This window comes from Agrobacterium sp. CFBP 3001, from assembly GCF_027871605.1.
GTDB classification, from domain to species: Bacteria; Pseudomonadota; Alphaproteobacteria; order Rhizobiales; family Rhizobiaceae; genus Agrobacterium; species Agrobacterium leguminum.
Genome location: NZ_JAQAHD010000001.1, coordinates 195,681 through 207,666, shown reverse-complemented (window position 1 = coordinate 207,666; position 11,986 = coordinate 195,681). Strand labels below are relative to the sequence as shown.

Annotated in this window: 12 protein-coding genes; 2 read left to right on the top strand and 10 right to left on the bottom strand. The window is 59.5% G+C overall.

What is annotated here, in order from left to right:
* Positions 1–73 precede the first annotated feature (73 nt).
* Positions 74–691: a LysE family translocator gene (locus tag PH605_RS01050; RefSeq protein ID WP_142844090.1), complete on the top strand. Its 618-nt coding sequence runs from the start codon at positions 74–76 to the stop codon at positions 689–691.
* A 141-nt stretch (positions 692–832) separates the two neighbouring features.
* Positions 833–1,801: a cysteine synthase A gene (cysK, locus tag PH605_RS01045; protein ID WP_003520103.1), complete on the top strand. Its 969-nt coding sequence runs from the start codon at positions 833–835 to the stop codon at positions 1,799–1,801.
* Positions 1,802–2,017: 216 nt separating this feature from the next.
* Here cysK and PH605_RS01040 read toward each other — a convergent pair whose 3' ends face one another.
* From PH605_RS01040 to rsmI, 10 genes are all read right to left on the bottom strand, one after another.
* Positions 2,018–3,550: a YifB family Mg chelatase-like AAA ATPase gene (locus PH605_RS01040; protein ID WP_142844091.1), complete on the bottom strand. Its 1,533-nt coding sequence runs from the start codon at positions 3,548–3,550 to the stop codon at positions 2,018–2,020.
* A gap of 184 nt (positions 3,551–3,734) precedes the next feature.
* Positions 3,735–4,694 carry a glutathione synthase gene (gene gshB / locus PH605_RS01035; protein WP_065654862.1) on the bottom strand — a complete coding sequence of 320 codons (960 nt, stop codon included), beginning with the start codon at positions 4,692–4,694 and terminating at the stop codon, positions 3,735–3,737.
* Positions 4,695–4,938: 244 nt separating this feature from the next.
* The gene (locus PH605_RS01030) at positions 4,939–5,451 is read right to left on the bottom strand and encodes a cupin domain-containing protein (protein ID WP_142844092.1); all 513 of its coding nucleotides are present in this window, start codon (positions 5,449–5,451) and stop codon (positions 4,939–4,941) included.
* A gap of 109 nt (positions 5,452–5,560) precedes the next feature.
* Entirely contained in the window at positions 5,561–6,661 is a 1,101-nt protein-coding gene (locus PH605_RS01025) for a sn-glycerol-3-phosphate import ATP-binding protein UgpC (RefSeq protein ID WP_142844093.1), read from the bottom strand.
* Positions 6,662–6,671: 10 nt separating this feature from the next.
* Positions 6,672–7,514, bottom strand: a complete 843-nt coding sequence (gene ugpE, locus PH605_RS01020) for a sn-glycerol-3-phosphate ABC transporter permease UgpE (RefSeq protein ID WP_003520108.1) — start codon at positions 7,512–7,514, stop codon at positions 6,672–6,674.
* Between the two features lie 11 nt (positions 7,515–7,525).
* On the bottom strand, positions 7,526–8,494 hold the full coding sequence (locus PH605_RS01015) for an ABC transporter permease subunit (RefSeq protein ID WP_170985783.1): 969 nt from the start codon (positions 8,492–8,494) through the stop codon (positions 7,526–7,528).
* 83 nt (positions 8,495–8,577) lie between these two features.
* Complete coding sequence (locus tag PH605_RS01010) at positions 8,578–9,876, bottom strand: extracellular solute-binding protein (protein ID WP_142844094.1); 1,299 nt, start codon at positions 9,874–9,876, stop codon at positions 8,578–8,580.
* A gap of 108 nt (positions 9,877–9,984) precedes the next feature.
* Entirely contained in the window at positions 9,985–10,545 is a 561-nt protein-coding gene (locus PH605_RS01005) for a sugar O-acetyltransferase (protein WP_142844095.1), read from the bottom strand.
* A gap of 13 nt (positions 10,546–10,558) precedes the next feature.
* Complete coding sequence (locus PH605_RS01000; protein ID WP_065654598.1) at positions 10,559–10,927, bottom strand: YraN family protein; 369 nt, start codon at positions 10,925–10,927, stop codon at positions 10,559–10,561.
* Positions 10,917–11,858, bottom strand: a complete 942-nt coding sequence (gene rsmI, locus PH605_RS00995) for a 16S rRNA (cytidine(1402)-2'-O)-methyltransferase (protein WP_065654599.1) — start codon at positions 11,856–11,858, stop codon at positions 10,917–10,919. The genes PH605_RS01000 and rsmI overlap by 11 nt, the downstream gene beginning before the upstream one ends.
* Positions 11,859–11,986: the final 128 nt, after the last annotated feature.

Here is an 11,986-nt window from a genome sequence, read left to right as displayed (position 1 = left end):
CAGAAGCGCGGAATGATTGTCTTTACCCGGCAATTTCGCTATGGATTTGGCGGATTTTTCGGGAAACACGATCATGACGCTGACGACCCTTTTCGCCTATGCCACCGCCCTCTTCATCGCCGCTGCCATTCCCGGCCCCGGCATGACGGCGATCGTGGCGCGGGCGCTGGGTTCGGGCTTTCGCGAAACCTTCTTCATGGGTCTCGGGCTGGTGCTGGGCGACATGATTTACCTGACCGCTGTGATCCTGGGCCTGGCCTTCGTCGCGCAGACCTTTCAGGAAGCCTTCATGGTGCTGAAATTCGCGGGCGCGGCCTATCTCCTTTATATCGCCTGGAAGCTTTGGACCGCCGGTCTCTTTCCGCAGGACCTGAAGGCGAAGAAGAGCACCAGCATGTCCATGTCCTTCCTGTCCGGCCTGCTGATCACACTCGGCAACCCAAAAACCATGCTGTTTTATGTGGCGCTGGTGCCGACGCTGATCGATATCCGCATGATCGGCCCTTCGGAATATGCGACCCTTCTCGCCATCACCTTCATCGTGCTGATGGCGGTTCTCCTGCCTTACATCCTGCTTGCGGCCAAGGCGCGTAACCTCCTGAAAAGGCCGAGCGCCTTGACGATCCTCAACCGCACGGCGGCGGGTATTCTGGCCGGAACCGCGACCATGATCGCGATCCGCAGCACGTAAAACAAATTCGTGCATTTATGCGATTTATCGTGAAATTATTCCTGCAATTTAGGGATATTAGGACGAACGTTCGCTAGCTTGCGAAAGCTATTGCTCCTATTCTGCCGCTCAAATCTTGCGGTCTTTACACAGGAGAGCATCATGCCCGAAGCCAGAAAGCCCGGACGCGGACGCGTCTATTCCTCGATTACGGAAACAATCGGCGACACACCGATCGTGCGGCTCGACAAGCTGGCGAAGGAGAAGGGCGTGAAGGCCAACCTTCTCGCCAAACTCGAATTTTTCAATCCCATCGCTTCCGTGAAGGACCGCATCGGCGTCGCCATGATCGAAGCTCTGGAAGCGCAGGGCAAGATCACCCCCGGCAAAACCACGCTGGTGGAGCCGACATCCGGCAACACGGGCATCGCGCTTGCCTTCGCCGCCGCTGCGAAGGGCTACAAGCTGATCCTGACCATGCCTGAAACCATGTCCGTTGAACGCCGGAAAATGCTGGCCCTGCTCGGCGCCGAACTGGTGTTGACCGAAGGCCCCAAGGGCATGAAGGGCGCCATCGCCAAGGCGCAGGAACTGGCCGAGACCCTGCCTGACGCCATCATTCCGCAGCAGTTCGAAAACCCCGCCAATCCCGATATTCACCGCAAGACGACGGCTGAAGAAATCTGGAACGACACCGAGGGCACGGTCGATATTCTCGTCTCGGGCATCGGCACCGGCGGCACCATCACCGGCACGGGTCAGGTGCTGAAGTCGCGCAAGCCCGAGGTGAAGGTCATTGCCGTCGAACCTGCCGACAGCCCGGTTCTTTCCGGCGGCAACCCCGGCCCGCACAAGATTCAGGGCATCGGCGCCGGTTTTGCACCCGCTATCCTCGATACCGGCATTTATGACGAGATCGTCACCGTGACCAATGACGAGGCTTTCGAAACCGCACGTCTGGCGGCAAGGCTGGAAGGCGTGCCGGTCGGCATCTCCTCGGGTGCGGCGCTGGCGGCGGCCATCAAGGTTGGCGCGCGGGAAGAAAATGCCGGCAAGAACATCGTCGTCATCATTCCTTCCTTTGCGGAACGCTACCTTTCGACAGCGCTTTTCGAAGGCCTCGGGCTTTAAGACAAGCTTTCAAGCGCGGTAGAATCGCGCGCCAGAGTAGCGAATATTCTTATGTGCCGCCGGCTTCCGCTGGCGGCACAGTTTTTTTCAGGGAAGGCACAAAAGGCGAATTTCTGGAGCATATCCGGTTTAAACGGAATCGTTAGATGTGCTCTAATTACTTGTTTTTACACACTTCCCCACCAAAAACCGCTTCGTGCGTTTACTGGAAATGCTCTATGCCGCCGCCGTCAGCCTTTCGCCAGCGATACGATAGGACACGGCTTCCGCCACATGGATACGGCCGACCGTCTGTTTACCATCCAGATCGGCCAGGGTGCGGGCAACCTTGAGAATGCGATGATAACCGCGCGCGGAGAACTTCAGCCGCTCGGCCCCATCGCGCAGCAATTGCAGCCCGGACGCATCCGGCTCGGCATATTTTTCTATCAGGGTCGTCGTGCAGCGGGCATTGGTGCGAATGGCGGCAAATCCCGCCGCCGCGTAACGTTCCTGCTGCGCAAGGCGCGCCCGGGCGACACGGGCGGCGACCGCCGCACTCGGCTCTGAAGCGACGGGGCGGATGAGATCGGCGGCGGAGACGGCGGGAACGTCGATGCGGATATCGATACGATCCAGCAGCGGGCCGGAAATGCGGGCCTGATAATCCGTCACACAACGCGGGCCTCGGGCGCAGGTGAAACCCGGCTCTCCCGCCATGCCGCAACGGCAGGGGTTCATCGCCGCAACGAGCTGGATTTCCGCCGGATAGCTGACGCGATGATTGGCCCGTGCAATGACGCATTCGCCCGTTTCCAGCGGCTGGCGCAATGCATCCAGCACCTGCGGCGAAAATTCCGGGAACTCATCCAGAAAAAGAACGCCGTGATGGGCGAGCGAAGCCTCACCCGGCTTGGCGCGAAGCCCTCCGCCGATCAGCGCCGCCATGGTGGCGGAATGGTGCGGGGTGCGGAACGGCCTGCGGTCCGAAAGCTTGCCGCCGGACAATTGGCCGGCGATGGAATGGACCATCGACACTTCCAGCAATTCCGCCGCCTCCAGCGGCGGCAGGATGGAAGGCAGGCGGGCTGCGAGCATGGATTTGCCGGAGCCGGGTGGACCGACCATGAGCAGGTTGTGGCCGCCGGCGGCTGCCACCTCCAGCGCGCGCCGGGCGCTCTCCTGTCCTTTGATATCCGCTAAATCCGGCAGATTGACCGGGTTGGTGCGAATAGCGGGCGTCGGGCGCGAGAGAAGCTGGGTGCCGCGAAAATGATTGGCCAGTGCAATCAGGCTGCGCGGGGCGAGAATATCGATACCGGCGCCGGCCCAGGCCGCTTCCGGCCCGCTTTCAGCCGGGCAGATCAGCCCCTTGCCAAGCGCATTTGCGCCGATCGCCGCCGGCAGGGCGCCCGAAACCATACCGATGGTGCCATCGAGATTGAGTTCGCCGAGAACCACATAACGTGCCAGCATTTCTGCCGGTATCGCGCCCAAAGCCGCCATGAGGCCAAGGGCAATGGGAAGATCGAAATGCGATCCTTCCTTGGGCAGATCGGCAGGCGCGAGATTGACGGTGACCTTTTTTGCCGGCAGCGCCAGACCCGAGGCATGCAGGGCGGCCTGCACCCGCTCGCGGCTTTCGGCCACCGCCTTATCGGGCAGGCCGACAATCTGGATGCCCACCTTTCCCGGCGCGACCATGACCTGCACCTCGACGGGCACACCCTCTATGCCCTGAAATGCAACCGTATTGACCCTTGCCACCATGGCCTGCCCCCGCAACCGGCCGCGCTGGTTAGAGCTTCATGCCCTATCGCGACCACCCGCAAGCAACGTGCCACAGGGCAAAGAATAAAACAAGAACATCCAGCGAACAATTTCTCGCTGGCGATGTATTTTAGTTGTGTCTAGTTGTACTCGCGGAACAAAGCTGGACCGGCGCAAGCCCGCCTCAGAAATCCTGGGCTTCGCGCTTTTTCTCGATCGCATCCCACAACAGGCTTGCGACATCGGCACCGCCGAATTTCCGCACTTCGCGAATGCCGGTCGGCGAGGTGACGTTGATTTCCGTCATATAGTCGCCAATCACATCGATACCGACGAAGAGGAAACCGCGCTCGCGCAAGGCAGGGCCGATCCGGCGGCAGATTTCCTTCTCGCGCGCCGTCAGTTCCGTCGGTTCCGGCCGGCCGCCGGCATGCATGTTGGAGCGGGCGTCGTTTTCCGCCGGCACACGGTTGATTGCGCCCACCGGCTCGCCATCCACCAGCAGGATACGCTTGTCGCCTTTGCGGACATCAGGCAGATATTGCTGGGCGATATAAGGTTCGCGGAACATCTGGCCGAACATCTCCAGCAGAGAAGAGAAATTGCGGTCGTCGCGCGCGGAATGGAAGACGCCGGCGCCACCATTGCCGTAAAGCGGCTTGAGGATGATATCGCCCATTTCATTACGAAAGCGGGCGATTTCGGCCACATCCTTGGTGATCAGCGTCTTCGGCATCAGATCGGCGAATTCGGTGACGAAAATCTTTTCAGGCGAGTTGCGCACCCAGACGGGATCGTTGACCACCAGCGTTTTCGGATGAATGCGCTCCAGCAGATGGGTCGAGGTGATGTAAGCCATGTCGAATGGCGGATCCTGACGCAGATGGATGACATCCATGGTCGACAGATCGACGCGCTCCGGTTCGGAGAGCGAGAAATGGTCACCCTTGATGTCACGCAGTTCCATCTGCTCGACAGTGGCGTAAATCTTGCCATCGCGCATGGAGAGGCGCTCGGGGGTATAATGGAACAGCCGGTATCCCCGCGCCTGCGCCTCAAGGCTCATGGCGAAGGTGGAGTCACCGGCGATATTGATGCCGGAGACATGATCCATCTGGATCGCGACGTTCTTGATCTTCGCCATGCGCATGTTCCTCTTGCAGCATGCGGACACTTTGTCGGCCCGCGGTGCTCATTGCCTCGCCTTTTCAAGCTTCCCTGCAGGACCGGTATAAACCCGGAAATGCTTCAGAAAACCCTGAAGGTGTAGGGCAGCGACCATTCAAAGGCAACTGCTGCAAGCGGTGGTTTGTGTGAGTTTTATTGAACCTTCACAATTCCGTCGGCGAAGCCATGCAGGTCCCCGCCGACTGGAATGTTCTATGGGTTCAGGCCGCCAGCTTATAGGAACGGCCGGCAAACAGCTTGTTCTTGACGCGATAGGCAAAAGCCAGCGCCTTGGGGAACGGACGGCGCATGAAAGCGACCTTGCGGACATAATCATCCACCCGCCAGGTGGCCCATGTTCCCGCAGGGAAATAAGCGACATCGCCGACCCGCAGGATGCTGATGGAACCGTCTTCCGCGGTCACATGCACTTCGCCTTCGAGAATATAGACGGTTTCATCCCAGCCGAAGAACCAGCGGAACTCACCCGCCGTGCAATCCCACATGGCGGTGCTGGACGCACGGTCGCCGCTTCTGGAATGATCCGCCGCGCGCGCCTGGGGGTTGCCGGAAATGACCCATTCCGGATTGATGGGGGCCGGCTGAAGCCGCAGATCGGTGCAGGATGCGCTGACGACAGCCTCGTCTTTTGAGCGGCGCAAATAGGCCGGCAATATCGGCACCGTGCGGACCGCCATGGTTGCTGCGGCGGCGAACATCATTTTGAAGGACATATTAGAAAACCCCCGTGAAATATTGGAGGTCTTCTATCATCAGGATCGTAACGAAGCGGTTTTGACAATCGGCGCAATTTTAGTCATCGCGCCGATTTCTGCGAAGCACTCAGGCTGTCGCCATTTGCGCGGGCTGCGCCGCCAGCTGCTCCGCTTTGCCGACGATGCGCTTGCCGGTTTCGCTGGAGAAGAAATGCAGTTTCTCCGGCGCGATCGTGACGGAGAGCGCAGACGGAACCTCGACATCCGGCGGGAAAGCAACTGTCAGGCTCTGGTCACCGATCATGCCGTGGATAAGTCGCTGCGAACCCAGTTCCTCGATGTAATCGACCCGAAGCGGGAAGCTCTGCTCACCTGCCGCTGCGAGGCGGAAATCTTCCGCCCGCATGCCCACCGTCACGGGGCCGGAGGCAGGCGCGAAACCGTTGAGCGCAAAGAGCGACGGACCGATGGCGAGGCTATCGCCATGCAACTCGGCGTTCAGCAGGTTCATGGCGGGAGAGCCGATGAAACTCGCTACGAAGGTCGAGGCAGGGGTGTGATAGACATCGAGCGGTGCGCCGATCTGTTCGATACGGCCGCCATTCAGCACCACGAGACGATCGGCGAGCGTCATGGCTTCCAGCTGATCGTGGGTGACGTAGATCGATGTGGTGCCGAGACGCTTTTGCAGGCGCTTGATCTCGCCGCGCATGGAAACGCGCAGCTTGGCGTCGAGATTGGACAGGGGCTCGTCGAACAGGAAGGCCGCCGGTTTGCGCACGATGGCGCGACCCATGGCGACACGCTGCCGCTGGCCGCCGGAAAGGGCGCGCGGCTTGCGGTCCAGATAGGGCTCAAGTTGCAGCATACGCGCGGCTTCGGCCACACGCGCATCGATCTCCGTCTTCGGCGTCTTGCGGTTCTTCAACCCGTATTCCAGGTTCTGGCGCACCGACATATGCGGGTAAAGCGCGTAGTTCTGAAACACCATGGCGATATCACGGTCGGCCGGATCGGCCTGATTGACCACCCGGTCACCGATCTTCACAGTGCCTTCGGAAATATCCTCAAGCCCTGCGACCATGCGCAGAAGCGTGGATTTGCCGCAGCCGGAAGGGCCAACGAGAACGATGAACTCGCCGTCCCTGATGTCGATATCGACGTGATGCACGGCGCGCACGCCGCCGTGATAATCCTTGCAGACCTGACTGATTTCTATCGCGGCCATTTCGGTCTCCTTATTTATCGCTTTCGGTCAGGCCCTTGATGAACCAGCGCTGGAAAATGACGACGATCAGCACCGGCGGCAGCATGGCCAGCACGGCGAGCGCGAAAGCTTCGTTGTAATCGGGAATTTGCGAACCGACCCAGACCTGCAGGATCGACTTGATGCCGCGCATCAGGGTGAAGAAGCCCTCATCCGTCGTCATCAGCATGGGCCAGAGATACTGGTTCCAGCCGTAAACGAACATGATGATGAAGATCGCCGCCATCATGGTGCGGGACAGCGGGATGAGAACGTCGATGAAGAATTTCACCGGCCCTGCGCCGTCAATGCGGGCAGCCTCCAGCAACTCCTCCGGCACGGATTTGAAGAACTGCCGGAAATAGAAGGTGCCTGTCGCCGAAGCGAGAAGCGGCACGATGAGGCCGGTGTAGGAGTTCAGAAGGCCAAGTTTGCTCATCACCTCGTAGGAGGGCATGATGCGCACTTCGAGCGGCAGAAGCAGCGTGGTGAAAATGATCCAGAAGGCGAGCGTTGCGAACCGGAACCGGAAATAAACGATCGCATAGGCCGCCGTCATCGACAGGACGATCTTGCCGACGGCAAAACCGATGCCGAGGATCAACGAATTCAGCACCATGTTGAGACCCGTTATCTGCCCGGTGAAGCCGCCCTTCTGGGTCAGGACCTTTTCATAAGTCTCGATGAAATTGTCGCCGGGAACCATCGTCAGACCGCTGCGGTGGATTTCCGCAGCGGTATGGGTGGAGGTCATGAAGGCCACGATGACCGGCAATATCAGGAACAGCGCGCCGATGATCAGCACCAGATGATCGAGGGGTTTTGTCTTGTACATGGTCTTTTCCCTCAATTGTAATGGATGCGCTTTTCGATGAAGCGGAACTGGATGATGGTGAGAACGAAGACGACCAGCATCAGGATGACGGACTGGGCCGAAGAGCCACCGATGTCATTGCCGCGGAAACCATCCAGAAACACCTTGTAGACCAGCGTGATCGGGTTGTTGGCAGCCTTGTCCTTCACCATCACGTCGATGACGCCGAATGTGTCGAAGAGCGCATAGGTGATGTTGATGATCAGCAGGAAGAAGGCCGTGGGCGCCAGAAGCGGCATGATCACCGTCCAGAACCTGCGAAAGCCAGAACGGCAGTCGATGGCCGCGGCTTCCCGCACGGAGACCGGAACGCCCTGAAGACCGGAGAGGAAGAAAATGAAGTTGTAAGGGATCTGCTTCCAGACCGCGACAACGATCATGGCGAAGGCCGTATCGAAATAATTAAGGCCGACCTTCATGTCCCAGCCGAGGAATGCAGCCATCTTCACGAAGGGGCCAATATGCTGGTCGAAAAACATCATTCCGATGAGACCGGCGACCGGCGGCGCGATGGCATAGACGGAAATCAACAGCGTCTTGTATGTCGAGCTGCCCCGAATGACCGCGTCGGCCTTGACGGCGAGCAGCAGGCCGAGCGCCAGCGAAAAGAAGGTGACCAGCACGGTGAAGACAACCGTGAATTTGGCGATGCTGAGATATTCGGGGCTGAAGATCGCATCCGAATAGTTGGCAAGTCCGACGAAGGAAGCGCCGAAACCGAACGGGTCTTCGATATAGAAGGACGAATGTATGGCCTGAACCGATGGCCAGTAGAAGAAGATGAAAATCACCGCAAGCTGCGGCGCCAGAAACAGGTAAGGTACGTAGGACGAGGAGAACTGCACGCGCTTCATGCCGGCGTCGGCAGGTTTGGCTGGCTTTCCAGCCTTTGCGGACCAGCCGGACAAAAACCGGCGCGGTTGAGACGATGTATAGGCCACGCTTGCGCTTCCTTATCCGAGAGCGAGCCTCCCTTCCGTGGGAAAGGAGGCTCGGCAATGGTCATTGGTTTCGAAACAGACGATCAGCCGGCCGTCTTGGCGAAACGGGCGAGCAGGTCGTTGCCTTCCTTCTCGATGATGTCGAAGGCGTCCTTCGGGGTCACTTCGCCGGAGAAGATGCGGTTATATTCGCGTTCCATGACGGCGCGGATCTGCGGGTAGAAGCCGAGGCGGTAACCCTTGGACCATTCGCCGCCCGGCAGCGAGAGCTGCTGGATGCCGACTTCCGCGACCGGCTTTTCCTTGTAGAAGCCTTCAGCCTTGGCCTTTTCGTAAGCGGCCTTGGTGATAGCGACGTAACCGGTTGCCTTGTGGTAGAAGACCTGGATTTCCGGCGAGGTCAGGAACTGGAAGAAGTCGGCCACGCACTTGTTTTCGGCTTCAGACTTGCCCGACATTGCAAAAAGCGCCGCGCCACCGATGAAGGAGTTGGTGCCGGCACCCTTGATGGAGCCCCAGTAAGGAAGGAAGGTTGCCGAGAACGGCATGGTCGCCGTCTTCTGCAGGCCGCCGAAGGAGCCCGAAGAACCAATCCAGAACGCGACCTTGCCTTCTTCAAAGGGCTTCTGGTTGTCGTTCCAGCCGGCGCCGTAATAGGCGAACAGGCCCTTGTCCTTCCAGTCCTTCAGCTTGTCGAACATCATGACGAGGTTCGGGTCGGTGACCTTGAGCTTGGTGTCGGTGACGCTGTCATAGCCGTTATTGTTGGTGGCGAACTGGATGTTGTTGCGGGAGAAGAAGTTCTCCGTGAACTGCCAGGTGAGCTGCGACTGAACGAGCGGAATGTAGCCGGCTTCCTTCAGCTTCGGCGCAACCTGCTCGAACTCTTCCCAAGTCTTCGGCGCTTCGACGCCGGCCTTTTTCAGGGCTTCGTCGTTGACGTACATGATGGGAGCGGAGGAGTTGAACGGCATGCCGACGAACTTACCGTCAGCGGCAGCGTAGAAATAACGCACGCCGTTGATGAAGGCATCGCGGTCGAACTTGTAACCGGCCTTGTTGATGAGATCTTCGGCAGGAATGACAGCGCCCTTGGCGTTGATGATGGTCGCGGCGCCAGCATCGAAAACCTGGAGGATGTTCGGCTGTTCGCCAGAGCGGAAAGCAGCGATGCCGCTGGCCAGGGCTTCTTCGTAGGAGCCCTTGGAAACCGGCGTCAGAGCGCATTCTTTCTGGGCTTCGTTGAACTTCTGGGCGACTTCGTTGATGACTTCGCCATTGCGGCCGCCCATGCCGTGCCACCAGGTGATGTTGGTAGCAGCCATGGAAGACGTCGCCGAAATGCTGACGGCCACTGCGGCCATGGAAATCTTCTTCAACATTACTAAATCCTCTCCACCATTTATTGGGATGAGGATGCGAATAGAGACGTTCCATGACGCCTCTTTGACAGTTCCATGTCAGATTTATTACAGCGACTGACGAAAATCTCAGTCGGTCATGCGCTTTATCGGCCGAGCCGGATTTCCGACCACCGTCACGCCCGGCGGCACATTGCGCGTCACCACCGAACCGGCGCCGACAATCGCGCCGTCACCAATAGTGATGCCAGCCCGAACGATCGCTCCGCCGCCGATCCAGACATCACGGCTGATCGTCACGGGCTTTGCGATTTCAATGCCTTGCGCTCGCGGCACCGGGTCCAGATGGTGTTCCGCACAATAGATCTGCACCGCAGGCCCGAGCATCGCGCCGTCGGCTATCGTAACTTTCGCGGAATCCAGAATGGTGCAGCCGGCATTGAGATAAACATTTTTACCAAGTGTGATGTTGAAGCCGTAAGCGCAATGAAACGGCGCTTCGATAAATGCCCCTTCACCAACAGAAGCGAACAGAGCCCTTAGCAACGGGGCCACTGCCCCGCGCTCATCCGGCGGCATCGTATTGTGCTGGTGGACGGCCCCTCGTGCCCGCCAGCGCAATATATCCAGCTCGGCATCCATGCAGCTGTACCATTCGCCCGCGGCCATTTTTTCCCGCTCGGTGGACATGTTTCCCTCCCCTTTAAAAGGCGTCGATAAAATGCTGCGGCAGGCGTCGTGGCAAAACGGCGATGATATCGAAACGCAGCGAAAAGCGCGCGGCATCCTTGCGACGGGCGAGCCACAGATCGGCCGCCGCCCGAATGCGTTGCTGCGAATGGAAACCGACGGCATCCACGGCACCTTCGCCGGACGTTCGCGCCTTGACCTCGACAATGGCGACGAGGTCCTTCTTGCGGGCGATGAGATCGATTTCCCCCAGCCGGGTACGATAACGAATGGCGAGGATGCGATATCCCTTCAGCAGCAGATAAAGTGCCGCCCAATATTCCGCGGCATGGCCGCGTCGCTCGGCCTTGCGCCTGTTATTGCTTCGCCCGTCAGCGGCCATCCGTTTCCTTCATATCCAGCAGCCTTTGATAAAGCTCCTTGCGCGGCAGGCCCGTCAGCTTGGCGGCTTCGCCTGCCGCCTTGGCGGCGGGCATGGTGGCGACGAGGTCCTTCAGCAGCTTCTCGACATCCTCGATATCGGGAATCTCGTCATAAGAGGGCGGCTCCACCAGAAGCACGATCTCACCCTTCACCACACGGTCACCACCGTAATAATCCGCAAGCTCGCCAAGCGTGCCGCGCCGGAACTCCTCGAAGGTCTTGGTCAGCTCGCGGCAGACCACGGCGCGGCGGTCGTGGCCGAGCACTTCGGACGCGACCTTGACGGAAGCGCCAATGCGATGCGGCGATTCAAAGAAGATCAAGGTGGCCGGGATTTTTGCGAGTTCGGCAAAACGGTCGCGCTTGCCCCGATCCTTCACCGGCAGGAAGCCCGCAAACAGGAAAGCATCGCTCGGCATTCCCGAACCCACGAGGGCGGCGAGCGGCGCGGATGCCCCCGGCACCGGCACGACACGATGCCCGGCCTCGAGCGCGAGCTGGCCGAGGCGGTAACCGGGATCGGAAACGAGCGGCGTTCCGGCATCCGAGACCAGCGCCACGGATTTTCCCGCCTCAAGCGCCGCAATGAGCTTCGGCCCCGCTTCGTTTGCGTTGTGCTCATGATATGCGAGCGGGCGGGTGCGGATGCCGTAACGTTCGAGCAGGATGCGGGTGACGCGGGTATCCTCGCAGGCGAGAACATCGGCCGAGGCCAGCGTTTCCAGCGCGCGGATGGTGATATCGCCAAGATTGCCGATGGGCGTGGCCACGAGATAAAGCGCAGGCTCCAGCGGCCGGGCCGGAATGGTGGCCGTGCCGATCCTGAAGCTCTTTGTTGCATCTCTCAAGTCGCTGTTCGATATTTCTTCCGTCACACGGCTTCCAATCATTCTGGCCGATTATTCGCGGCCGGTCGCTCTGGTTTCCTCTCTTTATGGGCAATAGAAAACCGGCGAACAAGGTCCACGGACGCCCCCAGCCTGTGGATCATGCTGTATAGCAGCAAAATGACCCGTGG

Excerpts from the sequence above, each read along its gene's own strand:
- rsmI (WP_065654599.1), bottom strand. The coding sequence starts at position 11,858 with ATGATTGGAAGCCGTGTGACGGAAGAAATATCGAACAGCGACTTGAGA.
- PH605_RS01040 (WP_142844091.1), bottom strand. The coding sequence starts at position 3,550 with ATGGTGGCAAGGGTCAATACGGTTGCATTTCAGGGCATAGAGGGTGTG.
- PH605_RS01025 (WP_142844093.1), bottom strand. The coding sequence starts at position 6,661 with ATGGCCGCGATAGAAATCAGTCAGGTCTGCAAGGATTATCACGGCGGC.
- gshB (WP_065654862.1), bottom strand. The coding sequence starts at position 4,694 with ATGGCGAAGATCAAGAACGTCGCGATCCAGATGGATCATGTCTCCGGC.
- ugpE (WP_003520108.1), bottom strand. The coding sequence starts at position 7,514 with ATGTACAAGACAAAACCCCTCGATCATCTGGTGCTGATCATCGGCGCG.
- PH605_RS01010 (WP_142844094.1), bottom strand. The coding sequence starts at position 9,876 with ATGTTGAAGAAGATTTCCATGGCCGCAGTGGCCGTCAGCATTTCGGCG.
- PH605_RS01000 (WP_065654598.1), bottom strand. The coding sequence starts at position 10,927 with ATGGCCGCTGACGGGCGAAGCAATAACAGGCGCAAGGCCGAGCGACGC.
- PH605_RS01005 (WP_142844095.1), bottom strand. The coding sequence starts at position 10,545 with ATGTCCACCGAGCGGGAAAAAATGGCCGCGGGCGAATGGTACAGCTGC.
- PH605_RS01050 (WP_142844090.1), top strand. The coding sequence starts at position 74 with ATGACGCTGACGACCCTTTTCGCCTATGCCACCGCCCTCTTCATCGCC.
- PH605_RS01030 (WP_142844092.1), bottom strand. The coding sequence starts at position 5,451 with ATGTCCTTCAAAATGATGTTCGCCGCCGCAGCAACCATGGCGGTCCGC.
- cysK (WP_003520103.1), top strand. The coding sequence starts at position 833 with ATGCCCGAAGCCAGAAAGCCCGGACGCGGACGCGTCTATTCCTCGATT.